The sequence below is a fragment of the Amycolatopsis sp. NBC_00345 genome (assembly GCF_036116635.1).
GTDB lineage: Bacteria > Actinomycetota > Actinomycetes > Mycobacteriales > Pseudonocardiaceae > Amycolatopsis.
In genome coordinates this window covers 1040099-1063999 of sequence record NZ_CP107995.1, presented here as the reverse complement: position 1 = coordinate 1063999, position 23901 = coordinate 1040099, and the positions used below count along the sequence as shown (strand labels likewise).

The following is a 23901-nucleotide window of genomic DNA, read 5'->3' as shown; positions in this document are numbered from 1 at the left end:
CTCCGCCCGGGCCGGGCGGATCCCTTCGCGGTGAGGAGAAACCGGATGCCGGACAGAGTCGTGCCCTTTTACGTGGTCTGCGACGAGTCGTATTCGATGGCCGACCACATCGGGGCCCTGAACGACCGGCTCGGCGAAGTGCACGAGGCGGTGGGCGCCGAACCGGACGTCGCCGCCGGTGCGCGCCTCTGCGTGATCGGGTTCTCCGGGTCGGCCCGGATCGTGGCCCCGCTGTCCCCGCTGAGCCGCAGCGCGGGGGCGCGGGCCCGGCCGACCGGGGCGGAGTCGAACTTCGGCTCGGCGTTCGCCCTGCTGCGCCGGACCATCCAGAGCGACGTCGAGGCGCTGCTCGCCGATTCCTTCGAAGTCTGCCGTCCGGTGGTGTTCTTCCTGTCCGACGGCCAGCCGACGGATCCGGCGATCTGGCCGTCCGTGCACGCCGACCTGACCACCGCGGACTGGCCGGGCGCCCCCCGGATGGTCGCCTTCGGCATCGGTGACGCCGACGCCGCGACGATCGGCCGGGTCGGCACCTACCGGGCGTTCATGCGCGCCGGCGGTGTCACGCCCGCCCAGGCGCTGCACGAGTTCGCCGGGGTGCTGGCCACGTCACTGGTGCCGGCCGGGCCTGATCACGAGGCCGTCATCCCCGGCCAGGTGCCCGGCTACACCGAGGTGACCCGCCGGTTCACCTGACCCGGCTGGCCTGGTTTGTCCCTGAAGGCCACCATGAGGGTCGGATATGCCCTCATGGTGGCCTTCAGGGACTGGGTCAGGAGGCCTTGACGGACTTGAACAGTCAGCGCTGGCCGCGGATGGTGGCGCGGCCGGCGTAGCGGGCTTCGGTGCCCAGCTCCTCCTCGATGCGGATCAGCTGGTTGTACTTGGCCGTGCGGTCCGAGCGGGACAGCGAGCCGGTCTTGATCTGGCCGCAGTTGGTGGCCACGGCGAGGTCGGCGATCGTGGTGTCCTCGGTTTCGCCGGAGCGGTGCGAGAGGACCGCCGAGTAGCCCGCCTTGTGCGCGGTCTCGACCGCGTCGAGCGTCTCGGTGAGGGTGCCGATCTGGTTGACCTTGATCAGGATCGAGTTCGCGATGCCGCGCTCGATGCCGTCCTTGAGGATCTCCACGTTGGTGCAGAACAGGTCGTCGCCGACGAGCTGCACGCGGTCGCCGATGCCGTCGGTGAGCTGCTTCCAGCCGGCGAAGTCGTCCTGGGCCAGGCCGTCCTCGATGGAGATGATCGGGAACCGCGTGGTCAGGTCGGTGAGGTAGGCGACGTGCTCCTCGATGCTGCGCTTGCGGCCCTCGCCGGTGTAGTCGTAGACCTCGCCGGTGTAGAACTCCGACGCGGCCGGGTCGAGCAGCAGCGAGATGTCCTCGCCCGGGGTGTAGCCGGTCTGCTCGATGGCGCGCACGACGAACTCGAGCGCCTCGTCGGCCGAGCCCAGCTGCGGCGCGAAGCCGCCCTCGTCGCCGACGTTGGTGTTGTGGCCCGCGTCGTGCAGCGACTTGCGCAGGGTGTGGAAGACCTCGGAGCCCATGCGCACGGCGTCGGCGAACGTCTCGGCGCCGACCGGGCCGATCATGAACTCCTGGAAGTCGATCGGGTTGTCCGCGTGGGCGCCGCCGTTGATGATGTTCATCATCGGCATCGGCAGCAGGTGCGCGAAAACGCCGCCGACGTAGCGGTACAGCGGCAGGGTGTTGGCGGCCGCGGCGGCCTTCACCACGGCGAGCGAGACGCCGAGCGTGGCGTTCGCGCCGAGGCGGGCCTTGTTCGCGGTGCCGTCGAGCGCGATCAGGGCGCGGTCGACGTCGGCCTGCGCCTCGGCGTCCATGCCCACGACGGCTTCGGCGATCTCGGTGTTCACGGCGTCGACGGCCTTGCGCACGCCCTTGCCGTGGAACCGCTTCTTGTCGCCGTCACGCAGTTCGACGGCCTCACGGGTACCGGTGGAGGCGCCCGAGGGCACCGCCGCCCGGCCGACGGACCCGTCGGCCAGCACCACGTCCACCTCGACGGTCGGGTTCCCGCGGCTGTCGAGCACCTCACGGCCCTTGACCCGGACGATGGCAGTCATTTCGCTCCTCGGAAGTTCGAGCCGGAGCGCCTTCGAACGACCGTGGGCACCGCGGCAACAGGCGGCACCACGGTGAGCCGCGAATCACGGCGAGGCTAGCAGAGATCCACTGAATCGATCCTGTGCTCCTGGCCGGGACACCGGCCGGACGCCGAGGCGCCGAGCCCGGACCCCGGCCCAGCAGCGGTGATCCGTCAGGACGCGTCGGGATAGGCGGCGGTGGCCCGGATTTCGACGAGCAGCCCGGGGCTGGCCAGCCCGCTGACGCCGATCAGCGACCAGGTCGGGTAAGGCGGGGTGATCAGGCGCGCCTTGGCCTGGGAAAAGCCGGGCAGATGCTGGTGGATGTCGACGTGGTAGCTGGTCACGTCGACCAGCGCGGACAGGTCGAGTCCTTCCAGCCGGAGGATTTCCTCGATCCGCCGGATGGCGATCTCGGTCTGTTCCTCGATGTCGCCGGGGATGGTGCCGTCGGCGCGGCGGCCGATCGTGCCGGCGATGAACAGGTGCCCGTGCGAGCGAACCGCGGCGGAGTAGCCGAAGTTCGCGAAAGCGCTGACCGTTTTCCCGAAGATTTCGGAGTCTTCGGGGATCTCGACGGTGTAGCTGGTCATTGCGGTACTTCCCTTTCGTTGTGACTGCGGGGTTTCAGTTGCCCCAGCGGGACGAGTCGCAGGCGTGCTCCAGCCGGGTCCGGCCGTAGGCCTCGCGTTCACGGAGGAACTCGCCGGGGATCGTGTAGCGGGCCGCGTTCTTCGGGTTCTTCGCGGCTTGCGCCACGATCGCGTCGGTGAGCGAACGGACCATGTCCAGCCGCGGGTACTCGGCGTGCACGGCATCGGCCTGCTCGTCGGTGACCGCGTCGAGGTAGTCGTTTCCCATCGGGCCGCCGAAGTCGAGGGCGACGCCTTCGCGGACGAGCAGGCACAGGGTGCCGCGGCGCTCCGAGATGCCCGGCGAGCTGTGGAACGCGATCGCCTGCCACACCTGATCGGCGTCGGACACGGGCACCCCGCGGTCGGCGAGGAACGCGGCGGCGCGATCGGCGCCCTCGATCTCGAACCGTTGACGGTGCGGGCCGTCCGGCGCGACGCCGAGGTCGTGCATCGCGCTCGCGGAGAACAACAGGTCGTCGTCGTAGTCGCTGCCCGCGGTCAGGCCAAGGCGGCCGGCGACCACCCGGGCGAACAGGTAACTGCGGACGCTGTGGTTGAACACCGACGGCGTCTCCACCGGGCGGATCAGCTCCAGCACGGCTTCGGCCAGCGGCGTACCGGGCAGCGCGATCAGGTCGGCCGACCCACCGGGGATCGCCTCATGTGCGGTTTCGGTCATGCCTTCAGCGTGCCCGGGGTCGCTCTGACCTGGCGATAGGCAAAATTACCTTACTTCGATAGGATATTGCCATGACGGCTCACCGGATCGCGATCCTGGCCCTGGACGGGGTCATGCCCCTTGATCTGGCGATCCCGGCGCAGATCTTCTCCACCCGGCCGGAGACCCCGTACGAGATGACCGTGTGCGCCGTCGACGCGAAGGTGCGCACCACCGGGGGCTTCACGGTGGTCACCGAGGGAGGCCTGGAATCGGTGCGCGCCGCCGACACCGTGATCGTGCCGGGGTCCGATCCACCCTGCCGGCAGCCGGAAGCCATGCTCGCCGCGCTGGCCGAGGCGCACGAGCGGGGCAAGCGGGTGGTGTCGATCTGCACGGGGGCCTTCGCCCTGGCCGCGGCGGGGGTGCTGGACGGCCGGCACGCCACCACCCACTGGCAGTACATCGATGACTTCGAACGCGATTTCCCCGCTGTGTCAGTGGATCGCGACGTGCTCTACGTCGACGAGGGCGACGTCCTCACCTCGGCCGGCGTGTGCTGCGGCATCGATCTGTGCCTGCACATCGTGCGCCGCGACCTCGGCGCGACGGTGGCCAACCGGATCGCCCGCGGCCTGGTTGCCGCCCCGCACCGCGAAGGCGGACAAGCCCAGTACGTGCCCGCTCCCGTCGCGGCAGCCGGTGACGCGTCGCTGTCCGACACTCGCGAATGGGCTCTGCAACGCCTCGGCGAGCAGGTCACGCTACGCGAACTCGCCCGGCACGCGGGCGTCTCACCGCGCACCCTCATGCGCCGGTTCACCGAGGAGACCGGCACGACGCCATTGCAATGGCTGCTCAACGCCCGCCTTGGCCGGGCGCGAGAACTGCTGGAGACTACCGATCACCCGATGGACCGCGTGGCCCGGGACTGCGGGCTCGGCACCGCCGCCAACCTGCGGCTGCACTTCCGACGCGTGCTGGACACCACCCCCACCGCCTACCGGCGCACCTTCGGGAGCTGAAGCCCGGCGATCCGATCGGTGGATCCGGGCTCAGAACCGGGCGTTCTCCCGGATGTACTCGAACAAAGCCGCGTCCCCCAGCACCTCGATCTCCGCCGCGGGACGACGGCCGTAAAGCGCCAGCATCAAACCGGCGGCCGGGCCGCGGACGGTGACGTCGGCGGGCCCGGCGGTGAGGGTGAGCGCGAGGCCCTCGGGCGTACGCCGGACAAGCCAGTCGCCCGCGCCGTCGGTGGCGTGCAGGTGGAGCGTTTCGCCGTCGCCGGCCAGCGCCTGTAGCCCCGGAGTCGGGGTCATCCGGAGGCGGTCCGGGATCAGCTCGAAGAACTCGGTGACGCCGTCGGCCGCCAGGTCGGGCGCGACGTCGAACGGCACGCCCGCCGCGGCCGCCGCGTCGGCGCGGTGCACCACCAGTTCGTGGGTCATGCGGCGCAGCCAGAAGCCCGCCCACTGGTCCACGCTCCACGTCCACGCGGGCTGGTCCACGCCGTGCTCCGCCACCGTGGCCACCAGCAGCTCGGCGGCCGCGCGCAGCCACGGCGCCGGGTCGGCCGGCGGCTCCGCCTCGGGGACCTGCGAGAACGGGACGAACGTGCGCTGCGCCGTCACGGCGGCCGCCCACCGCAGCCCACGCCCGACGTGAGCGGAAAGGTCCAGCACCGTCCATTCCGGACAATCCGGGACGGCCGCGCCCGGGTCGGTGTGCGCCAGCGCCGCGGTGAACTCCCCGGCCTGGGCGAGGATTTCGGCGGCGAATCGATCGGGCCCCAGTGTCATGCCTCCAGCCAACCAGGTCGGCGCGGCGAGGGCGATGACAAATGACCGGCCGGACACTTCACGCGGGCGACAGTTCCCGTTCACCGCCGCGTCGGGCAATGCGCTTACGTTCGCGCCGAAGCCGAAGCCGAGGAGGCCCCCGTTGTCCGAGAGCAGCAAACACACCGTCACCCGCCGTGGTGCGCTCGGGCTGCTGGGCGCCGGCGCGGCCGCCCCGCTGCTCGGCACCGGCATCGCCGGCGCGGCACCGCAGAGCGCCGCTTTCGTGCCGTCCATCGGCAACGGCGTGACACCCGTGCAGGGCCTGCACCTGACCTTCGGCCGGGACCCGGCGCGCCAGATGGTGGTCTCGTGGATCACCGACGGCTCGGTCCGCCGGCCGCGGGTGCTCTACGGCACGCTCGGCGGCGGCTTCGGCGCGATCGCGCAGGCGGACACGCGCACGTACGTCGACGGCACCTCCGGGCGCACGGTGTGGGTCCACCACGCCGAGCTGGACCGGCTGCGCCCCGGCACCGAGTACATCTACGCCGCCCAGCACGACGGCGCGACGCCGGACGCGGGCACGTTCCGCACCGCGCCGTCGGGCCGCTCGGCCTTCACCTTCACCAGTTTCGGCGACCAGTCCGCGCCGCAGGTCACCTGGAACGCCGCGGGCGGCGTCGGCCTGGACGCGAACTCGACCCCGGCGACGAAGGACATCGTCACCGGCATCGAGACCGTCGCGCCGCTGTTCCACCTGCTCAACGGCGACCTCTGTTACGCGAACCTCGACCTCGACCGCGTGCGCACCTGGAACAACTTCTTCACCAACAACACCCGCTCGGCGCGGTTCCGCCCGTGGATGCCCGCCGCGGGCAACCACGAGATCGAGAAGCAGAACGGCGCCATCGGCCTCGGCGCGTACCAGGCCTACTTCCAGCTGCCCAGCACCGAGACCGACGCCGAGCTGGCCGGGCTGTGGTACGGCTTCACCGTCGGCGCGGTGCGCGTGATCGTGCTGCAGAACGACGACAACTGCCTGCAGGACGGCGGCGACGTCTACGTCAACGGCTACTCCGGCGGCCGCCAGCTCGCCTGGCTGCAGAAGGAACTCGCCGCGGCCCGCGCGTCGCGCGACATCGACTGGATCGTGGTCGCGATGCACCAGGTGATGGTGAGCAGCTCCGACGCCAACGGCTCCGACCTCGGCCTGCGCGAGAAGTACGGGCCGCTGTTCGACGCGTACGGCGTGGACCTGGTGCTGTGCGGGCACGAGCACGACTACGAGCGCTCCCTCGCCGTGCACGGCGTGGTGTCCGGCAGCGAGACGCTCACGCCGAACCCGGTCTCCGCGGCCACCGACGACATCGACGCGACGCACGGCACCGTGCACATGATCCTGGGCGGTGGCGGTGTCTCGGGCACCACGAACGGCAGCTTCTTCAAGGACGGCACGGGAAAGGTCCTCACCGCCGTCTCCGCGAAGGCCGGCCCGACCGGCAAGCGGGTGCCGACCTACGTCCGGGAGCAGGCCGTGTGGAGTGCCGTGCGGGACCTGGACCACCCGTACGGCTTCGCCGCCTTCACCGTCGACCCTGGCCGCCACCGCGGCGACACGACGACCATGCACGTCACGTACTACAACGTGAACAAGCCGACCGGGGAGCTGTCGGTGTTCGAGCGGTTTTCCCTGCACCGGCGCCGCGCGGACGGCTGAGCGGGCGTCAACCCCTTTCACCCGAGTTGATCTTCCACCCCTGGAACCGCTCGGGCCGCGCGCCGCGCGCGCTACAGTTCTGGTCGGATTTCACCGGCGTCGCACCACTCCCTCCCCTTTGTCCATTGTGGACGCGCCGGCGGCCGGTCAGGAGAGCAGCCGATGCACCACACCGCCCCGCCCTTCGCCCTCGACGCGACCGCTCGCGACGTCCACGGCGAAGGGGCCCGTCTTCGCGAACGCGGCCCGGTCACGCAGGTCGAGCTGCCCGGCGGGGTGGTCGCCTGGGCGGTCACGGGCCAGCAGGCGCTGAAGAACCTGCTCAGCGACCCGCGGGTGTCGAAGGACGCGCGGCGGCACTGGCCCGCCTACCGCGCGGGCGAGATCTCCGGCGACTGGCCGCTGCACATCTGGGTTTCGGTGCAGAACATGTTCACCGCCTACGGCACCGAGCACCGGCGGCTGCGCGCCTTGGTGTCGAAGGCGTTCACCCCGGCGCGGACCGAGCGGCTGCGCCCGTGGATCGCCGAGATCACCACGGGCCTGCTCGACGGGCTGGCGGCCGGCCCCGCCGCGACCGACCTGCGCGAGGGGTACTGCTACCCGCTGCCGATCGAGGTGATCTGCCAGCTGGTGGGGGTTCCGGACGCCGCGCGGCCGGGGCTGCGCGCCGCGGTGCGGGGCATGTTCGACACCTCGGCGACGCCGGCGGCAGCGGCCGCCAACGTCGAGGGAACGTACGCGCTGCTGGCCGAATTCGTGGCGGCCCGGCGCGCCGAACCGGGTGACGACCTGGCCACCGTCCTCATCGCCGCCCGCGACGAAGACGGCTCCCGGCTGACCGAGATCGAGCTGGTCGACACGCTGATCCTGATGATCACGGCCGGCCACGAGACCACCGTCAACCTGCTCGATCACTCGATTACCGCGCTGCTGAGCCATCCCGGGCAGCTGCGGATGGTGCTCGACGGCGAGCGCGCGTGGAGCGACGTCGTGGACGAGGCGCTGCGCTGGCAGTCCCCGGTTTCGCACCTGCCGCTGCGGTTCGCGCTCACCGACCTCGAGCTGGCCGGCACGACGATCCGCGAGGGCGACGCGATCCTGGCCTCGCTCGGCATCGCCGGACGCGACGAGGACCAGCACGGCCCGGACGCCGACCGGTTCGACATCACCCGCGCGGACAAGGCGTCACTGGCCTTCGGCCACGGCGTGCACTACTGCCCGGGCGCGCAGCTGGCCCGGATGGAGGCGGAGATCGCCCTGCCCGCGCTGTTCGCCCGCTTCCCGCGGCTGGCCCTGGACGTGGCGGCCGACGAGCTGGTGCCGCTGGCGTCGTTCATCGCCAACGGGCATCAGGTTTTACCGGTGCGGCTCCACGGATAAGGCGCGTCCCTCGCCCGGCTCGACGTGGCTGTTTTCAGCCCAACGTGCCGATCTTGTCGGCCTCGATGCGCAGCAGGAGGCGGACCTGGTCGCGGCCGCCGTACCAGGCGTAGGGCTTGCCGGTGTAGCGCTGGGCGAGCTTTTCGATGTGCTCGGCGGCGCCGTCGGCGGTGATGTCCAGGACCCGGCCGCGGACTCGGTAGTAGCGGAACGGGTTCGCGGCGTCGGCGATGTTCAGCGCCACCCGCGGGTCACGCTCGAGGTTGCGGACCTTCTGGTGGCCCTGGACGGTGTTGACCAGGACGTGTTTGCCGTCGGTGTCGACCCAGGTCTGGGTCAGCTGGGGCGAGCCGTCGGGCATCGTCGTGGCGAGGAAGCACAGGCTGGGCTGCTCCAGCAGGGCGCGGAGATCGTCGGGAAGGTCCATGCGCACCACGCTAGTGCCGCTCGTGAGTGTTTAGGACGGTTCTAACCGTCCTAAACACTCACGAGTTCTTGAGCCGCGGGTTCAGACACCCCAGTCCGCGAGAACCGCTTCGGTGTCGGCGCCCGGTTTCGGCGGCGGCGACGGCAGATCCGTTGCCGTGCGGGAGAAACGGGGCGCCGGGGCGGGCTGGAGGATGCCGTCGAGTTCGATGAGGCCGTTGCGGGCCGCGACGTGCGGGTGCGCGGCGACCTCGTCCGGGGTCAGCACCGGGGTGACGCACGCGTCGACGTCGCCGAACACCTCGGCCCACTCGTCGCGGGTGCGGGCCAGGAACGCCTTCGTGAAGGTCGCGCGCAGCACCGGCCAGCCCGCGCGGTCCAGCTGCGGCGGCAGCGACGCCGGGTCCAGCTCCAGCCCCGCGAGCAGCACCGCGTAGAACTGCGGCTCCAGCGAGCCGACCGCGACGTACCGGCCGTCCGCGCACACGTAGGTGTCGTAGAAGGGCGCGCCGCCGTCGAGGAGGTTGGTGCCGCGGTCGTCGGACCACGAGCCGAGCCCGCGCAACGCCCACACCATCTGCGCGAGCACCCCGGCGCCGTCGACCATCGCGGCGTCGACGACCTGGCCCTGCCCGGTGCGTTCCCGTTCCCACAGCGCGGAAAGCACGCCGACGAGCAGGAACATCGAGCCGCCGCCGAAGTCGCCGACGAGGTTCAGCGGCGGCACCGGGCGCTCGCCCTCGCGGCCGATCGCGTGCAGCACGCCGACCAGGCCGATGTAGTTGATGTCGTGCCCGGCGCGGGTCGCGAGCGGCCCGTCCTGGCCCCAGCCGGTCATCCGGCCGTAAACCAGTCCCGGGTTGCGGGCGTGACAGTCGGCCGGGCCGACGCCGAGGCGCTCGGTGACCCCCGGGCGCAGGCCCTCCACCAGCACGTCCGCCTTCTCCGCCAGGCGCAGCACCAGCTCGCGGCCCTCGGCCGTCTTCAGGTCCGCGGCGACGGACCGGCGGCCGCGCAGCAACGGGTCGGGCTTGCCACCGCTGAGGTCCAGCGAGCCGGACGGCCGCTCGACGCGCACGACGTCCGCGCCGAGGTCAGCCAGCACCATGCACGCGTGCGGCCCCGGCCCGATCCCGGCCAGCTCCACGACCTTCAGCCCGCTCAACGGTCCCGCCACGTGCCCTCCTCGGCTCCGATACCCGACGGGGCGACGATACCCAGAAGGACCGGTGGCGCGGCTACCGGTGAAGGCCGTCGAGCACGGCCCGGGCGACCGGCATGCACCAGGAACGGGTGACACAGGTCAACGTCGCCGAGGGTGCCGGTCGCCATGGTCACGGGCCGGTGCGCGCCCCCGTGAGCGGAGGTTGACCCGGTGCCCCCCGAGGCCGACGCGAGGCGCCCACCGGCCCTCGCCGACGACGCATGCACGCAAAAAACGACCAGCCGGGCCTTTCTCCTACGTCGTGGGAATGATGCCGCCGTCGACGCGGAATTGGGCTCCCGTCAGCCATTTCGCGCGGGCGGAGGCCAGGAAGGCGATGAGCTCGGCGGCGTCTTCGGGCTCGCCCGGCCGGCCCATCGGCACGTTCAGGTGCTCGACGACCTGCTGTGTCTGCTCTTCGATCGTGATGCCCTGCTGGTCGGCGAACTGCTGGAGATGGTCGAGCGCGCCCTGCGTCGCGATGAATCCGGGCAGGACGCACACCACTCGCACGCCGTGGGGGCCGACTTCCGCGGCCAGGGTGCGGCTGTAGGTGTTGAGCGCGGACTTGGCCGCCGCGTAGGAAACCTCCCGGTCCTGCGGCAGCCGGCTCGCGATCGAGGACACGTGCACGACCACCCCGGTGCCCCGTTCGACCATGCCGGGCACGAGCTCGCGGTCGAGGCGGACCGCGCTGAGCAGGTTCGCGTCGAGGTCGGCCAGCCAGCTCTCGTCGGTGCGTTCCAGCGTGGCCACCGGCCCGGTCGCGGCCGCCGCGTTGTCGACCAGGACGTCGATCCCGCCGACCTCGCCGAGCACCCGCCGGGCGAGCGCCGCGGCGCCGGCCGAGGTGCCGAGGTCGCCGGGGATGAAGGTCGCCGGCAACGGCTCGGCCGGCGCGTTGCGGGCGACGGCCAGCACGGTGGCCCCCGCTTCCGCGAACCGCCGGACGGTCGCCGCTCCCAGGCCTCGGCTCCCACCGGTCACCAGTACGCGCTTACCCGCCAGTCCGTCGTCCATGACAAGCACCTTCCGCTAAAGTGAACATACCTCCGGTAATATACGGAGGGTGGTTCACCTTTGGCGCCGGGAGGGATTCATGTCACGTCCGTTGCGTTCCGACGCCCGCCGCAACCGGGAGGCGCTGCTCACCGTCGCCCGGGAGGCTTTCGCCGCCGGTGAGGCCGACATCCGCGTCGAGGAGATCGCCAAGCGCGCCGGCGTGTCGGTCGGCACCCTCTACCGGCACTTCGACACGCGCGACGCGGTCGTCGAGGAGGTCTACCGGCAGGAGGTCACCGAGGTCTGCGAAAGCGCGCGGCGGCTGCTCGAAGAGCTGGAGCCACGCGCCGCGCTCGCGGAGTACCTGCGGCGGGTGGTCGAGCACGCCGCGGTCAGCAAAGGCATGGCCGCCGCGCTCGAGAGCATCATGGCGACCGACTCCCCCGTGTTCACCAGCGGCCGGGAGCAGCTCAGCGACGCATTGGACCTGCTGCTCGAACGAGGCGCGGAAACCGGCGTGATCCGCGGCGACATCACCGGGCAGACGGTGTTACGCGCGCTCGGCGGGATCTGCGGCGCCCGCACCTACCCCGGCTGGCACGAGGAAGCCTTCCGTATCACCGAACTTCTCGTCGACGGCCTCACTGTGGCACCTCGGAAGCCTTAGCCACCGGCGACAGATCTCACCCGATCCGGCGAACCCCGGGCAACCCCCGCTCCCCTGGGGTACCCGGCAAGTGTCCACGCAGGATTCCGGTACGACGAGAGGAGCGGAACATGGACGGCATGTTCGACAAGGCCAAGGAAAAGATCCAGGAGTTCGCCGGCGGCAACTCCGACAAGGTCGACCAGGGGGTCGACAAGGCCGCGCAATTCGCCGACGAGAAAACCGGTGGCAAGCACAGCGACCAGATCAGCCAGGGCGCCGACAAGCTCAAGGAACGCTTCAACGGCGGCGGCGACCAGCAGCAGTAAGCCGCGCCGTTCACCGTCGAAGACCTCCGCACCGGCTGTGCGGAGGCCTTCGACGGGTCAGCGATCCACTGAGGACGGATCAGGATTTCCGCGCGGTGATCAGCAAATGCTCCTCCGGCTCCGCACCGGGCTCGTCGAAGACCTCGGACCGGGTACCGGTGACGTCGAGCCCGCTCGCCCGGACGCGGTCCACCAGGTCCGGCTCGGCGAAGCTGGTGACCTCGATGTGGTGACCGAGGAACGGCACGCGCAGCCCCTCCACATCCATCGGCACAGTCACGAGCACGAGCTGTCCACCCGGGACGAGCCAGCGCGCGATGTCCGCCAGCACGGCCTCGGTGTCGGCTCGCGGCAGCTGCAGGAACGAGAAGAAGGCGCACACCGCGTCCCACGACTCCGGCTCCGACTGCCACTCCCGCACATCGGCCTGGACGAACTCCGCCTGCGGCACCCGCGACCGCGCCAGCTCGACCATCACGGCCGACACGTCAAGGCCGGTCACCCGGTGGCCCGCCGCAGCGAGCGCGTCCGCGACCGGACGGCCCGTGCCGCTGCCGATGTCGAGCACCCGCGCTTCCGGCGGCAGCGAGCCGAGCAGCTGCCGCACCGCGGTCTCGGCCACTGCGCGCTGCCCGAACACCTCGTCGTAGCCCGCGCCGACGGCGTCGAACAGCTCCGGCGCCGCCATCGCCCGGTCTTCACTCATCGTGTTCTCCCCTCATGGCCCGGGCCCACCCTGCCACGCCGGAGCGGTCAGCGGGCCCAGATGCCGCGCACGTGCCGGATATGACGGTCCATCAGCGCCTCCGCGCCGGCCGCGTCGCCGGCCTCGATGAGGTCCAGCAGCTCGGCGTGCTCGGCCGAGGAGGGGATCAGCTCGTCGCGCTCGGCCAGGCCCGCGAGGCCGTAAATGCGGGACCGGGCGCGCAGCGAGCGCACCGTCTCCACCAGCTGCGGGTTGCCCGCCTGCTCCAGCAGCCGGAGGTGGAACTGCATGTCCGTGGCGACGTGCGCGATGAGGTCGTGCTCGGCGGCCGCGCGCTCGATGCCCAGTGCCAGCGGGCGCAGCTCGGCGATCACCGCCGGGTCGACGCCGGCCTCGGCGATGCGGCGGACCGTGGGCACCTCGATCAGCGCGCGGAGCTCGGACAGGTCGTCGAGGTCCTTTTCGGACGGTTCGGTGACCCGGAACCCCTTGTTGCGCACCGTGTCGATCAGGCCTTCCTTGACCAGGTCCAGCATCGCCTCGCGGACCGGGGTGGCCGAGACGCCGAACTGCGCGGCCAGGCTCGGCGCGGAGTACACCTCGCCGGGCCGCAGCTCCCCGGAGATCACCGCGGCGCGCAGCGTCTGCGTGATCTGGTCGCGCAGGTTCCGCTGGACGCCGAACACGGGCAGGGCCAGCGCCTGGTGGCCGTCCATCGTCATCGTCGGTCTCCCCTGGCGGTTTCGTGCCGCGTCGCGGCGACCACCAGATCCTCCCACGCCATTCCCACGCTCTTGAACAGCCGGGGCCGCCCCGCGGGCACGTCGGCCTTCCCTCGCACGAGGTCGGACAACGTGTGCAGCGCGTCCGGCCCGATCGCGCCCGACCGCACGGCCAGGACCACGTCACCGGCCTCGCGCAGCGCGGCGGCCCGCGCCTCCACGACCACAGTGGAGCGCCGCACGGTGACGTCGTCGACCTCCCGGGCCTCCGGCTCGTGCGAGCCGACCGCCACGACCGTCGTGTGGTCCGGCAGCAGCGAGCCGTCGAAGAGCGGGGTCCGGGCAGTGGTGCAGCAGGCGACGAGGTCGGCGTCCCCGACGTCCGCCGCCGTGCCGACGCGGGCGTCCAGGTCCGGGTAGGCCGCCGCGAACTCGGCGGTACGGCCCGGGTCGCGGGCGACCACGACCAGCTCCCGCACCGGCCGGACCGCCCGCAGGGCCTCGACGTGGCTGTGGGCCTGCGGCCCGGTGCCGAACACCACGAGACGCGCGGCGTCCGGCTCCGCGAGCGCGTCGGCGGCCACGGCCGACACCGCCGCGGTGCGGACCGAGGTCAGCGCGACCCCGTCCAGCAGCGCGAGCGGGCTGAGCGTCGGCCCGTCCAGCAGCAGGTAGTCGCCCTGGATCCGCGGCAGGCCGCGCTCCGGGTTTCCGGGCGCGACGGTGGCGACCTTGACCCCGGCGTAGCGGCCCCAGTACGCGGGCATGAGCAGCAGCTGCCCGTGCGGCACCTCGACGACCGACCGTGGCGGGTCCTGCTCGGGGTCGAGGCCGTCGCGCAGGGCCGCGCGCAGGGCGTCGATCGCGTCCCGCATCGGCGGCGCCCCGGCCACGTACTCCCTCACAGCTGGAACCCCGCGGGGAACGGGTCGTCCGGGTCGAGAAAGTACTGCGCCGTGCCGGTCAGCCAGGCGCGGCCGGTGATCTTCGGGACCACCGCCGGGATGCCGCCGACGGTGGTCTCCTCGACCAGCCGGCCGAGGAAGTGCGTGCCGATGAACGACTCGTTGCGGAACTCGGTGTCCAGCGGCAGCTCGCCGCGCGCGTGCAGCTGCGCCATCCGCGCGCTGGTGCCGGTGCCGCACGGCGAGCGGTCGAACCAGCCGGGGTGGATGGCCATCGCGTGCCGCGAGTGCCGGGCCGTCGAGCCCGGCGCGGCGAGGTAAACGTGGTGGCAGCCGGAGATCTCCGCGTTCACCGGGTGCGCCGGCCGGTCCTGCTCGGTCACGGCGTCCATGATGGACAGTCCGGCGTCGATCAGCCGCTGCTTCTCCGCGCGATCGAACGGGAGGCCCAGCTCGGCCAGGCCGACGATCGCGTAGAAGTTGCCGCCGAACGCCAGGTCGTAGCGCACCCGGCCGAGCCCCGGCACGTCCACCTCGCGGTCCAGCCCGACGGAGAACGACGGCACGTTCCGGATCGTCACCGCGCGCGCGGCGCCGTCCGAAACCTCGACCTCGGCGACCACCAGCCCGGCCGGGGTGTCGAGCCGGATCGTGGTGACCGGCTCGGTCACCTCGACCATGCCGGTCTCGACCAGCACCGTCGCGACGCCGATGGTGCCGTGCCCGCACATCGGCAGGCAGCCGGAGACCTCGATGAACAGCACGCCCCAGTCGGCGTCCGGCCGGGTCGGCGGCTGCAGGATGGCGCCGCTCATGGCCGAGTGGCCGCGCGGCTCGTACATCAGCAGCTGCCGGATGTGGTCGAGGTGCTCGACGAAGTACTGGCGCCGCTCGGACATCGTGGCACCCGGCACGACGCCGACCCCACCGGTGATCACCCGCGTCGGCATGCCCTCGGTGTGGGAGTCGACGGCGTGGAACAGCCGCTTCGCGCGCATGGTCTAGGAAAGCCCTTCCTCAAGTGCCCGCTCGGTGGCCTGGCGGACGGCCTTCTCCTGCTCGGCCGTCAGCGGCACCCGGGGCTGGCGGCACGGACCGCCGTAGCGGCCGGCGATGTCCATGCTCAGCTTGATCGCCTGGACGAACTCGGTCCTCGAGTCCCAGCGCAGCAACGGGTGCAGCAGCCGGTACAGCGGCAGCGCCTTCGCCAGGTCGCCGGCCGAGGCGGCGGCCCACAGCTCGGTGGTGGCCTTCGGGAACGCGTTGGGGTAGCCCGCGACCCAGCCGGGCGCCCCGGCGACGGCCAGCTCCAGCAGCACGTCGTCGGCACCGCACAGCACGTCGAGGCCCGGTGCCAGCTCGGCGATCCGGTACGGGCGGCGCACGTCGCCGGAGAACTCCTTGACCGCCGTGATCAGGCCCTCCGCGTACAGCTCGGCCAGCAGCTCGGGGACCAGGTCCACCTTGGTGTCGAACGGGTTGTTGTAGGCCACGATCGGCAGGCCGGCCTTGGCGACCTCGCGGTAGTGCGCGAGCACCGCGCGCTCGTCGGCGCGGTAGGAGTTGGGCGGCAGCAGCATCACCGCGGGACAGCCCGCCTCGGCCGCGTTCTCGGCCCAGCGCCGTGCTTCGGCCGCGCCGTAGGCGGCGACCCCGGGCATCACGGTGAACCCCTCGGGCGCCGCGTCGACCGCGGTCCGCACCACCCGCGTCCGCTCCTCGACGCTCAGGGTCTGGTACTCCCCCAGCGAACCATTCGGCGTCACGCCGTCACAGCCGTTCGCCGCCAGCCACGCGACGTGCTCGGCGAACGTGTCGAAGTCCGCGGTCAGCTCCGGACCCCGCAGCGGAAGGGCCGTCGCGACCAGCACTCCGTGCCACGGCTTTTCGCGCCCCGTCATGAGACCTCCCGGTTTTCGATGTTACCCAGCGTTGACGAACGAGAATCATCGTGCCATGTGCTATGTGACATTGTACAGTGGCCTGACCTCGTTCAGCCCTCTGGAGGCACCATGACCGAGACGACCCCGAAGCTGACTTCGCACCTGATGGCGGCCCGGCTCGAACGGCTGCCGATGTCCCGTTTCCACTACAAGCTGCTGTTCGCGGGCGGCCTCGGCTACACCTTCGACGCGATGGACGGCGCCATCGTCGCGTTCATCCTCCCCTCGGTCGCCAAGGAGTGGGGGCTTTCCAGCGGCGCCACCGGAATCCTGGGCAGCAGCCTGCTGATCGGGTTCCTGTTCGGCGCGCTCGGCGCCGGCATCCTCGGCGACAAGATCGGCCGGCGCGCGGTGATGGTCAGCGCGCTGGTCATCTACGCCGCCGCCAGCCTGGTCGCGGCGGCCGCGCCGAACTTCGTGGTGCTGTTCCTCGCGCGCGTCGTGGCGGGAATGGGGACCGGCGCGGAGAGCGCGATCATCGCGCCGTACCTGTCGGAGTTCGTCCCCTCGCGGGTGCGCGGGCGCTACATCGGCTCCCTGGCCGGGTTTTTCGCCTTCGGCTACGTCTTCGCGAGCCTGCTCGGCTACTTCGTGGTGAGCGACGTGCCGCACGGCTGGCGCTGGGTGCAGGTGCTCACCGCGGCGCCGATCCTGTTGCTGCTGTGGTGGCGGCGGTCGCTGCCGGAGTCGCCGCGGTTCCTGCACGTCCACGGCCGGGTCGACGAAGCCGAGCGCGTCGTCGCCGACATCGAACGGCAGGTGAGCGCCCGGGTCGGGCCGCTGCCCGCGCCGCGGCCGTCCGCACAGGCCGAGGAGGTGCACGTCTCCTCGGGGCGGGTGCTGGACAATCTCAAGGCGCTGGTGTCGCCGGGGCTGCGCAAGACCACGGTCACCCTGTGGGTCTACTGGTTCGTCGCGATCTTCACCTACTACGGCTTCTTCACCTGGATCCCCTCGCTGCTGGTGAAGCAGGGCTTCGACATCTCGAAGAGCTTCCTGTTCTCCATCGTCATCTACCTCGCGCAGATCCCCGGCTACTACTCGGCGGCGTTCGTCAGCGAGCGCCTCGAGCGCAAGTGGACGATCGTGCTCTACCTGGCCGGCGGGGCGGCGGGCGCGCTGGGACTGGCATTCGCCGGCAGCAGCACGCAGATCCTCGTCTGGGGCGTGGTGCTGTCGTTCTTCATGAACGGCAACGCGGCGCTGGAGTACTCCTACACTTCCGAGCTCTACCCGACGATGATCCGGACCACCGGGCTCGGCGTCGCCTCGGCCGTCGGCCGGATCGGCGGGATCATCGCCCCCATCGTGATCGGCTTCTCCTACTCGGGCGTGGGCTTCGGCGGGGTGTTCGCCATGCTGCTGGTCCTGCTCGTGCTCGGCGCGGCGGTGGTGGCCGTGTTCGGCCGGCGCACCACCGGCCGGTCACTGGAGGCGATCGGACAGGACACGACCAACCCTGGAGGTTCAGCATGACCGCCGACCTCGTGCTCCGGCACGTGACCGTCGTCGACCCGGTGACCGAAACGGTGACGCCCGAGCGGGCGATCCGGATCGGCGCCGGGCGGATCACCGCCGTCGAGGCCGACCCCGGCGACGCGGCCGGCGCGGACGAGTTCGACGCGACCGGGCTGTTCGCCGTGCCGGGCCTGATCGACTGCCACGTGCACGTGACCGCCGTGAGCGCGGACCTCGGCTCGGTCGCCGACCGGTCCCCCGCCTACGTCGCGGCGCAGGCCTCGCACCTGCTCGCGGACATGATCGCGCGCGGCTTCACCAGCGTCCGCGACGTCGGCGGCGCGGACTTCGGGCTGGCCGCCGCCGTCTCGCAGGGTTTGTTCGCCGGGCCGCGGATTTTCTTTGGTGGCAAGGCGCTTTCGCAGACCGGCGGCCACGGCGACCTGCGTCCTGAGGGCCGCGACGTGCACGACCAGCACTACGCGGTGCCCGGGCTGGGCCGCGTGTGCGACGGCGTCGACGAGGTGCGCCGCGCCGCCCGCGACGAGATCCGCCGCGGCGCGCACCACCTGAAGCTCATGCTGTCCGGCGGCTGCGCCAGCCACACCGACCGGATCGACTCGCTGCAGTTCTCCGACGAGGAGGTGCGCGCGATCGTTCAGGAGGCCGCGGCAGCGAACCTGTACACGGCGGGACACGCCTATACCGCCGAGGCCGTGAACCGAGGCCTCGAACTCGGCGTCCGCACGATCGAGCACGGCAACCTGCTGGACGCGACGTCGATCGAGTTGTTCTTGCGCCACAACGCTTTTTACGTGCCCACGCTGGTGACCTACCAGGCACTGCTGGAGCAGAGCCGGGAGCTGGGATTCACCGACGAGCAGTACACGAAGGTCGTGAAGGTGACCGAGAACGGCTTCGAGGCGCTCCGCCTGGCCGACGCGGCGGGCGTCCGGATCGCGTACGGAAGCGACCTGCTGGGCGCCATGCAGTCCCGGCAGTCGGAGGAATTCACGTTGCGCGGCAAGGTCCAGTCTCCGGGGGCGGTGCTGCGCTCGGCCACGACGGTGGCGGCGGAGCTGCTGCGCCAGGAGGGCTCGCTGGGCGTCCTGGCGCCCGGCGCGCGCGGCGATGTGGTGCTGGCGCGGGGGAATCCACTGGACGACCTGGACGTGCTCGCGTCGCCGGTGTCGGGGGTGGCTGCTGTTGTTCAGGGCGGGGCGGTGCGGGTGCGGCGGTGATGTGGGTCCGGAGTGGCGCGGCCACGGCGGTGATGGGACTGGTTATCCAGGCCGGAGCGGCATGGCCACGGCGGTAATGGGGCTGGTCATCCGGACGTGCGGGGCGCGGCGGCGACGGTGACCGTGGCGTGCTCCGGCCCGGCGTCGATCGTCACCGGGCCGGGGCCGGCGGCGCACAGCCGGTCGTAGTCCGCGGCGGCCAGCACGACGATCGGGAGCCGGTGGCCGTACAGCTCCGCGGCGACCCATGCGCCGAGCATCAGGATCGCGTCGGGCTCGGTGAGGACGAGCGCCGCGGGGCCGGTGCCGCTGCGGATCTGCTCGGCCAGCACCGACGAGGACGAGCTGGACCCCCGCGCCTTCGGCAGCACGAGCACCCGCCCGGTGACCACGGCACCCCGCTGCGGATGATGCTCGTCGACGATCCGGCCGGTGAGGTCGGTGCCGCCCCAGAACGACAGCGGCGCATCGAGGATGAGCGGGAATCCGGTGGCCTCGCCGGGGAAGACGGTCCGGCCGGTCAGGACTGCAGTGGCTGCGCTGTCCGAGCCATCCGAGGTCAGCTCGCCCACAGTTCCTCGTCTCGCACCAGGTATCCCGCCCGGGCCGAGGCGACGCACTCCGCCATCGAGCCGAGCGTGACGGCCACGCCGATGTTGCCGGGCGCGTACCAGGCCCACTTGCCGGAGTTCGTCATCGCGGTGCGGACCTGTGCGTCGAGAATCGGGGTGAGGTACGTGCAGGTGTCCACCACGATCTGGGCGCCGGCCGTGCGCGCGGTTTCCGCGTACCCGAGCCGTTCGGCCTCCGCTAGCACCGCGCGGCTGGTCGTCACCCACGCTCGCACGTCGGGGTGGAACGGCGAACCGTCGCCGAGCAGGCCGGCCAGCCGGGCGAACTCCGTGAGTGAGAAGTGCGGCGTGCCAAGGCAAAGCGCGTCGATCCCCCGGCCTCGGGCGGTGCTCAGCTCGTCCCGGATCGCGCGCAGGTCGGCCGCGGCGACCTCGTGCACCGGGATGTCCGCCGGGGCCACCGCCGAGAGCGACGGCGCCTCCGGGGTCACGCCCACGACGTGGAACAGGCCCACTCCCCCACTTGACGCAGCCGCAGCACCGAACGCTTTCAGCCGGTCCTCGGTCACCCCGTCCGGCACCCCGGTGAGCACCGGCACGCCACTGCCCGCGACGCGCCCGGCGAGGTGGCCGAGCACTCCCCAGGCGGCGTCCTCGGCGAGCAGCCGCCGCGACAGGCCCGCGCAGTCGAGCCGGACCGTGGCGCGCCGGTTGGCGTCCTGGTGCAGTCCGGCGTCCGGGACTCGTCCGGTGATGGCCGCGCCGATGTCGAGGAAATCGCCGTAACGGTCGGTGCGGGCGCCGAGCACGGAGTTGGCGAACACGATCGCGTTGGACTCCGCCCACGCCACGTGCGTGCCGAACGACGGCCGGTGCGTGAGCTGGTACGGCGCGCAGGTCCAGGTCGGCGTGCAGCCCAGCGCGGTGTAGCCGGCCATCAGGCGGCGCGCGTTCGCGGTCGTCTCGGCGTCGGCGTGGACCAGGTCCGGGTGGCGCAGGTCGAGCGAGCCGACGTTCAGCGTCGTCGGCACGGCGACCCGGCCGCCCAGCTCGCCGAGCCGTTCGACGAAGTCCAGCCCCGCCTGGCCGTGGTAGAGGCACCCGTCGACGTGGGCCGACGCGACGCGCAGCAGCCGGGACGCGCCGCGGACCCGCGCGAGCGCGACGACCATCCGCAGGCACAGCCGCGCCGCGGGACCGTCCGCGCCGTCGAGCATCGCTTCGTCCTCTTCGGACAGTGCCAGATCAGCCACTCGCAAGGTCCCCGAGCCGCACCGGCTGCGCGATCGGCCGGGCCGCCAGCCCGGCGAGGTCGGCTGCCGTGGGCTCGCGCCCCTGCCCGGCGGCGGTGAGGCACGCCGTGGCGTACCCGCAGACCCGGCCCTGGCACAGCCCCATTCCGGGGCGCGCCAACAGCTTGACGGTGCGGGCGTCCGTCGCGCCGAGGTCCGCGATGGTGTCGCGGACAGTCCCGACAGTCACTTCTTCACAACGGCAGAGCAACGTCGGCGCGTCGAGCCAGTCCAACCAGCCGGGACGGACCGGATGCGCGGCGTGCATCGCGCCGGCGAACGCGCGGGCGGACTTCCTTCGGCGCAACAGCACGGTGACCACGCTCGAGTCCGGCTCGGCGCCGACCGTGGTGAACGCGGCGTGCAGCCCGGCCAGCTCACCCTCCACAAGAGACAGTTCGGCCCCGCCGACGCCGCACACCTCACCGGCCAGGTAGACGCCGGGCACGGTGGCGCGCTGCTGCTCGTCGGCCACCGCGATGAGGCTGCCGTCGGCGCCGAGGCGGGTTTCGCACCCGAGCTGCAGCGGGATCTCCAACTGCGGCGTGAAGCCGTAGCCGACCGCGACGGTGTCGCACGCGATCTCCCGCTCACTGCCCGCCACGATCCGCCAGCCCCGGTCGAGCGACGCGACGGTCACCGAGCGGACACTGTCGTCGCCGTGCGCGGCCACCACCGCCGTCCGCGTCCGGTACGGAATCCGTTTGCGGGCCAAGGTTTTCAGGTACCCGACGCCCTCGGCGAGCTTGCCGGGGCTGCCGAGCACGGCCAGTGGCGACCGGGCGAACCCGGCCGGGGAACCGGCCTCGAACACCCCCGCCACCTCGGCCCCGGCCCGCGCCAGCCCTGCGGCGACCGGAAGCAGGAACGGCCCGGTCCCAGCCACGACAACCCGGCTCCCGGCCCGCACGCCGTGTCCTTTGAGCAGTGCCTGCGCGCCACCGGCGGTGAAGACGCCCGGCAGGGTCCAGCCGGGGAACGGCAGCTGACGGTCGTAGGCGCCGGTCGCCACCACGAGGGTGCGGGCGCGAACCTCGCCGCGGTTGGTGTGGACAGTGAAGCCGCCACCGGAATCCCCGCCGAACCCACGACGGCTGGTGCGAGTGGTGAAGCCGCCGCCGGTCTCCTTGGCGGGCCTGCCGCCATCGGCGGACGCGACGGTCCTGCCGCCGGTCCCCTTGGAGGACCCGCCACCACCGGCGGACGCGACGGTCCTGCCTCCAGCCCCCTCAGCCGACCCACCACCACCAGCGGGCGCAGCGATCCCGCCGCCGGTCCGCTCGGCCGACCCGCCACCACCAGCAGGCACAGCGATCCCGCCGCCGGTCCCCTCAGTCGGCCCGCCGCCATCAGCAGGCGCGCTGCCGGTCCGCGCGACGTGCCAGACCGTATGCCGCGCCAGGAAGTCCAGTTGGGGCAAGGAATCCCGCAGCCGTACCAGGGTTTGCCAGTGGTGGTGGCCTGCGCCGTCGTCGGCCTCGCGGTGGCGCCAGTACTGGCCGCCGACTCGGTCGCCGGCGTCGATGAGCGCGACCCGGGCGCCCGCCCGCGCGGCGGTGACGGCAGCCGCCAGCCCGGCCGGGCCCGCGCCCAGCACCGCGAGGTCGTAACCGGCAAGCCCCGCAAGATCAGCAAGATCAGCAGAGGCAGCAGACCCGGCAGCCACAGCAAGATCGGCAGGCCCAGCAGGCCCGACCTGCCGACCAGGTTCAGCAGGCAAGGTCACCGCGACCCGCTCCTTCCTGGGACCGCACGTCGTCGCCGGGGTGGGCCTCGGTGAGGCACGCGCGTTCGTTCGGGCGGCCGTTGACGACCACCAGGCAGTCGAAGCAGACGCCGATGCCGCAGAACACCCCGCGCGGCGCGCCGCCGTGCCGCGTCGTCCGCCAGGACCGGTAGCCCGCGGCGATCAGGGCCGCGCCGACGCTCTGCCCCGGTTCGGCCGTGATCTCCTTGCCGTCGAAGGAAAAACTCACGTTTGCTCCTCCGTAGAACGATCCGCGAAACGATCAGCGCGGAACGGCGTCAGGTCCAGGTCCGGCTTCGCCCCGGTCAGTTCCTGCGCGATCAGGTGACCGGTCGCGGCGGCCAGCCCGATGCCCGCGCCCTCGTGCCCGCAGGCGTGCACCAGCCCGGGCAGGCGCGGGTCGGCGCCGATCACCGGCAGGTGGTCCGGGCAGTACGGGCGGAAACCGAGGTAGCTGCGCAGCAGGGCGACGTCGGCCAGGAACGGGAACACACCCAGGGCCTGCGCGGCCAGCTTGCGCACGACCGGGAGCGAGAACTGCCGATCAAAGCCGACGCGCTCGCGGCTGGCGCCGATCAGCACCGTGCCGGCGCGGGTGCCCTCGACCACCACGGACGTCTCGAGCCCGGCGTCCCCGCTGGCCACGTTCGCGACGTAGTCGGCGGTGTAGACCTTGTGCCGGATCACACGCGGCAGCGGCTCGGTGACCAGCACGAAACCGCGCCGCGGCAGCACCGGGACCGGCGCCCCGGCCAGCTCCGACACGGCACCACCCCAGGTGCCCGCCGCGTTGACGACCCAGCGCGCCGCGAACTCGCCGCGGTTGGTGACCACTCCTTGAACAGCTTCTCGTGTACACCGGAACGCGAGCACCTCAGTACCGGTGTGCACGGTGGCGCCGAGCGCCCGCGCCCCGCGCAGCAGCTCCGCGGCGGCCAGCATCGGCTGGACTTGCATGTCCTGCGGGTAAAAGGCGCCGGCGCAGACGTCGGGTGTCAGGTTGGGTTCGAGCTCGGCCAGCTCCGTCGCGGACACGTCGACCGCCTCGACGCCCAGCCCGCGCTGCTCCGCCGTCAGCGCGGCCAGCCCGCGAGCCGCTTCCGGCGACTGCGCGACAACGACCCCGCCCTTGTGCTCCAGCTCGAACGCATCGGGCCCGAACCGCTCCCCCAGCTCGCCCCAGAGCCGCACCGACAACAGCGCCAGGTCCAGCTCCGGACTCGGCGACTTGTCGGACACCAGGATGTTGCCCTCGCCGCCGCTGGTGGTCCCACCGGCGACGCCCCCGCGCTCCAGCACCGCGACCCGCAGCCCCGCCGCCGCGCAGAAGTACGCGCACGCGGCCCCGACCACCCCGGCCCCGATCACCAGCACGTCCGGACGCTCTCCCGTCATCACCGCAGTAGTATGTCACATTGCACAGTCGC

The 23901-nt window shown here is 72.0% G+C and carries 25 protein-coding genes; 8 read left to right on the top strand and 17 right to left on the bottom strand.

Features of this window, described 5'->3' with window-relative positions; translation table 11 throughout:
- Window positions 1-45: 45 nt before the first annotated feature.
- Window positions 46-696, top strand: a complete 651-nt coding sequence (locus OG943_RS04895; protein ID WP_328608464.1) for a vWA domain-containing protein — start codon at window positions 46-48, stop codon at window positions 694-696.
- A gap of 103 nt (window positions 697-799) precedes the next feature.
- Here the strand turns inward: OG943_RS04895 and eno are convergent, their stop codons facing one another.
- The 3 genes from eno to OG943_RS04880 form a co-directional block, all read right to left on the bottom strand.
- Complete coding sequence (gene eno, locus OG943_RS04890) at window positions 800-2083, bottom strand: phosphopyruvate hydratase (RefSeq protein ID WP_328608463.1); 1284 nt, start codon at window positions 2081-2083, stop codon at window positions 800-802.
- 194 nt (window positions 2084-2277) lie between these two features.
- Complete coding sequence (locus OG943_RS04885; RefSeq protein ID WP_328608462.1) at window positions 2278-2697, bottom strand: RidA family protein; 420 nt, start codon at window positions 2695-2697, stop codon at window positions 2278-2280.
- A gap of 34 nt (window positions 2698-2731) precedes the next feature.
- Window positions 2732-3418 carry an HD domain-containing protein gene (locus tag OG943_RS04880; protein WP_328608461.1) on the bottom strand — a complete coding sequence of 229 codons (687 nt, stop codon included), beginning with the start codon at window positions 3416-3418 and terminating at the stop codon, window positions 2732-2734.
- Window positions 3419-3489: 71 nt separating this feature from the next.
- On the opposite strand from OG943_RS04880, the gene OG943_RS04875 reads away from it, so the two are divergent.
- Window positions 3490-4422, top strand: a complete 933-nt coding sequence (locus tag OG943_RS04875; RefSeq protein ID WP_328608460.1) for a GlxA family transcriptional regulator — start codon at window positions 3490-3492, stop codon at window positions 4420-4422.
- A 30-nt stretch (window positions 4423-4452) separates the two neighbouring features.
- Here the strand turns inward: OG943_RS04875 and OG943_RS04870 are convergent, their stop codons facing one another.
- Window positions 4453-5199, bottom strand: coding sequence for a maleylpyruvate isomerase family mycothiol-dependent enzyme (locus tag OG943_RS04870; protein ID WP_328608459.1), 747 nt, complete (start codon window positions 5197-5199; stop codon window positions 4453-4455).
- A 142-nt stretch (window positions 5200-5341) separates the two neighbouring features.
- On the opposite strand from OG943_RS04870, the gene OG943_RS04865 reads away from it, so the two are divergent.
- Window positions 5342-6898, top strand: a complete 1557-nt coding sequence (locus tag OG943_RS04865; protein WP_328608458.1) for a purple acid phosphatase family protein — start codon at window positions 5342-5344, stop codon at window positions 6896-6898.
- Between the two features lie 162 nt (window positions 6899-7060).
- Window positions 7061-8281: a cytochrome P450 family protein gene (locus tag OG943_RS04860; protein WP_328608457.1), complete on the top strand. Its 1221-nt coding sequence runs from the start codon at window positions 7061-7063 to the stop codon at window positions 8279-8281.
- Window positions 8282-8315: 34 nt separating this feature from the next.
- Here OG943_RS04860 and OG943_RS04855 read toward each other — a convergent pair whose 3' ends face one another.
- The 3 genes from OG943_RS04855 to OG943_RS04845 form a co-directional block, all read right to left on the bottom strand.
- Window positions 8316-8708 carry a PPOX class F420-dependent oxidoreductase gene (locus OG943_RS04855; RefSeq protein ID WP_328608456.1) on the bottom strand — a complete coding sequence of 131 codons (393 nt, stop codon included), beginning with the start codon at window positions 8706-8708 and terminating at the stop codon, window positions 8316-8318.
- Between the two features lie 81 nt (window positions 8709-8789).
- The gene (locus OG943_RS04850) at window positions 8790-9884 is read right to left on the bottom strand and encodes a CaiB/BaiF CoA transferase family protein (RefSeq protein ID WP_328608455.1); all 1095 of its coding nucleotides are present in this window, start codon (window positions 9882-9884) and stop codon (window positions 8790-8792) included.
- 282 nt (window positions 9885-10166) lie between these two features.
- Entirely contained in the window at window positions 10167-10931 is a 765-nt protein-coding gene (locus tag OG943_RS04845) for an SDR family oxidoreductase (RefSeq protein ID WP_328608454.1), read from the bottom strand.
- A gap of 79 nt (window positions 10932-11010) precedes the next feature.
- Between OG943_RS04845 and OG943_RS04840 the strand changes: the two genes are divergently transcribed.
- Window positions 11011-11580 carry a TetR/AcrR family transcriptional regulator gene (locus tag OG943_RS04840; protein ID WP_328608453.1) on the top strand — a complete coding sequence of 190 codons (570 nt, stop codon included), beginning with the start codon at window positions 11011-11013 and terminating at the stop codon, window positions 11578-11580.
- A gap of 110 nt (window positions 11581-11690) precedes the next feature.
- On the top strand, window positions 11691-11888 hold the full coding sequence (locus OG943_RS04835) for an antitoxin (protein WP_328608452.1): 198 nt from the start codon (window positions 11691-11693) through the stop codon (window positions 11886-11888).
- A gap of 79 nt (window positions 11889-11967) precedes the next feature.
- On the opposite strand, the gene OG943_RS04830 is transcribed toward OG943_RS04835, so the two are convergent.
- Genes OG943_RS04830 through OG943_RS04810 form a run of 5 tightly spaced genes read right to left on the bottom strand, consistent with a single transcriptional unit; the run spans window position 11968 to window position 16122 of the window.
- Window positions 11968-12594, bottom strand: a complete 627-nt coding sequence (locus OG943_RS04830; RefSeq protein ID WP_328608451.1) for a class I SAM-dependent methyltransferase — start codon at window positions 12592-12594, stop codon at window positions 11968-11970.
- A gap of 47 nt (window positions 12595-12641) precedes the next feature.
- On the bottom strand, window positions 12642-13316 hold the full coding sequence (locus OG943_RS04825) for a GntR family transcriptional regulator (RefSeq protein WP_328608450.1): 675 nt from the start codon (window positions 13314-13316) through the stop codon (window positions 12642-12644).
- Window positions 13313-14221: an ornithine cyclodeaminase family protein gene (locus tag OG943_RS04820; RefSeq protein WP_328608449.1), complete on the bottom strand. Its 909-nt coding sequence runs from the start codon at window positions 14219-14221 to the stop codon at window positions 13313-13315. Before OG943_RS04820 ends, OG943_RS04825 begins: the two co-directional genes overlap by 4 nt.
- Window positions 14218-15219 carry a proline racemase family protein gene (locus tag OG943_RS04815; protein ID WP_328608448.1) on the bottom strand — a complete coding sequence of 334 codons (1002 nt, stop codon included), beginning with the start codon at window positions 15217-15219 and terminating at the stop codon, window positions 14218-14220. Before OG943_RS04815 ends, OG943_RS04820 begins: the two co-directional genes overlap by 4 nt.
- Before the next feature lie 3 nt (window positions 15220-15222).
- Entirely contained in the window at window positions 15223-16122 is a 900-nt protein-coding gene (locus OG943_RS04810; protein ID WP_328608447.1) for a dihydrodipicolinate synthase family protein, read from the bottom strand.
- Window positions 16123-16233: 111 nt separating this feature from the next.
- Here OG943_RS04810 and OG943_RS04805 point away from each other — a divergent pair, with 111 nt between their 5' ends.
- Both OG943_RS04805 and OG943_RS04800 read left to right on the top strand, forming a co-directional pair.
- A complete protein-coding gene (locus OG943_RS04805; protein ID WP_328608446.1) occupies window positions 16234-17640 on the top strand; it encodes an MFS transporter in 1407 nt (468 codons plus the stop codon).
- The gene (locus OG943_RS04800; RefSeq protein ID WP_328608445.1) at window positions 17637-18863 is read left to right on the top strand and encodes a metal-dependent hydrolase family protein; all 1227 of its coding nucleotides are present in this window, start codon (window positions 17637-17639) and stop codon (window positions 18861-18863) included. Before OG943_RS04805 ends, OG943_RS04800 begins: the two co-directional genes overlap by 4 nt.
- An 86-nt stretch (window positions 18864-18949) precedes the next feature.
- Here the strand turns inward: OG943_RS04800 and OG943_RS04795 are convergent, their stop codons facing one another.
- From OG943_RS04795 to OG943_RS04775, 5 genes are read right to left on the bottom strand one after another with little or no spacing between them, the layout of a single operon-like run.
- The gene (locus OG943_RS04795) at window positions 18950-19435 is read right to left on the bottom strand and encodes an aconitase X swivel domain-containing protein (protein ID WP_328608444.1); all 486 of its coding nucleotides are present in this window, start codon (window positions 19433-19435) and stop codon (window positions 18950-18952) included.
- Entirely contained in the window at window positions 19423-20688 is a 1266-nt protein-coding gene (locus tag OG943_RS04790) for an aconitase X catalytic domain-containing protein (RefSeq protein ID WP_328608443.1), read from the bottom strand. The genes OG943_RS04795 and OG943_RS04790 overlap by 13 nt, the downstream gene beginning before the upstream one ends.
- Complete coding sequence (locus OG943_RS04785; protein ID WP_328608442.1) at window positions 20681-22393, bottom strand: FAD/NAD(P)-dependent oxidoreductase; 1713 nt, start codon at window positions 22391-22393, stop codon at window positions 20681-20683. Before OG943_RS04785 ends, OG943_RS04790 begins: the two co-directional genes overlap by 8 nt.
- 43 nt (window positions 22394-22436) lie before the next feature.
- On the bottom strand, window positions 22437-22703 hold the full coding sequence (locus tag OG943_RS04780; RefSeq protein ID WP_328608441.1) for a (2Fe-2S)-binding protein: 267 nt from the start codon (window positions 22701-22703) through the stop codon (window positions 22437-22439).
- Window positions 22700-23869 carry an NAD(P)/FAD-dependent oxidoreductase gene (locus OG943_RS04775; RefSeq protein WP_328608440.1) on the bottom strand — a complete coding sequence of 390 codons (1170 nt, stop codon included), beginning with the start codon at window positions 23867-23869 and terminating at the stop codon, window positions 22700-22702. The genes OG943_RS04780 and OG943_RS04775 overlap by 4 nt, the downstream gene beginning before the upstream one ends.
- Between the last annotated feature and the right edge of the window lie 32 nt (window positions 23870-23901).

Bases quoted from the DNA above. Each gene is read 5' to 3' on its own strand.
- OG943_RS04895 (WP_328608464.1), top strand. From the start codon at position 46: ATGCCGGACAGAGTCGTGCCCTTTTACGTGGTCTGCGACGAGTCGTAT.
- eno (WP_328608463.1), bottom strand. From the start codon at position 2,083: ATGACTGCCATCGTCCGGGTCAAGGGCCGTGAGGTGCTCGACAGCCGC.
- OG943_RS04885 (WP_328608462.1), bottom strand. From the start codon at position 2,697: ATGACCAGCTACACCGTCGAGATCCCCGAAGACTCCGAAATCTTCGGG.
- OG943_RS04880 (WP_328608461.1), bottom strand. From the start codon at position 3,418: ATGACCGAAACCGCACATGAGGCGATCCCCGGTGGGTCGGCCGACCTG.
- OG943_RS04875 (WP_328608460.1), top strand. From the start codon at position 3,490: ATGACGGCTCACCGGATCGCGATCCTGGCCCTGGACGGGGTCATGCCC.
- OG943_RS04870 (WP_328608459.1), bottom strand. From the start codon at position 5,199: ATGACACTGGGGCCCGATCGATTCGCCGCCGAAATCCTCGCCCAGGCC.
- OG943_RS04860 (WP_328608457.1), top strand. From the start codon at position 7,061: ATGCACCACACCGCCCCGCCCTTCGCCCTCGACGCGACCGCTCGCGAC.
- OG943_RS04855 (WP_328608456.1), bottom strand. From the start codon at position 8,708: ATGGACCTTCCCGACGATCTCCGCGCCCTGCTGGAGCAGCCCAGCCTG.
- OG943_RS04845 (WP_328608454.1), bottom strand. From the start codon at position 10,931: ATGGACGACGGACTGGCGGGTAAGCGCGTACTGGTGACCGGTGGGAGC.
- OG943_RS04840 (WP_328608453.1), top strand. From the start codon at position 11,011: ATGTCACGTCCGTTGCGTTCCGACGCCCGCCGCAACCGGGAGGCGCTG.
- OG943_RS04835 (WP_328608452.1), top strand. From the start codon at position 11,691: ATGGACGGCATGTTCGACAAGGCCAAGGAAAAGATCCAGGAGTTCGCC.
- OG943_RS04830 (WP_328608451.1), bottom strand. From the start codon at position 12,594: ATGAGTGAAGACCGGGCGATGGCGGCGCCGGAGCTGTTCGACGCCGTC.
- OG943_RS04825 (WP_328608450.1), bottom strand. From the start codon at position 13,316: ATGACGATGGACGGCCACCAGGCGCTGGCCCTGCCCGTGTTCGGCGTC.
- OG943_RS04815 (WP_328608448.1), bottom strand. From the start codon at position 15,219: ATGCGCGCGAAGCGGCTGTTCCACGCCGTCGACTCCCACACCGAGGGC.
- OG943_RS04810 (WP_328608447.1), bottom strand. From the start codon at position 16,122: ATGACGGGGCGCGAAAAGCCGTGGCACGGAGTGCTGGTCGCGACGGCC.
- OG943_RS04805 (WP_328608446.1), top strand. From the start codon at position 16,234: ATGACCGAGACGACCCCGAAGCTGACTTCGCACCTGATGGCGGCCCGG.
- OG943_RS04800 (WP_328608445.1), top strand. From the start codon at position 17,637: ATGACCGCCGACCTCGTGCTCCGGCACGTGACCGTCGTCGACCCGGTG.
- OG943_RS04775 (WP_328608440.1), bottom strand. From the start codon at position 23,869: ATGACGGGAGAGCGTCCGGACGTGCTGGTGATCGGGGCCGGGGTGGTC.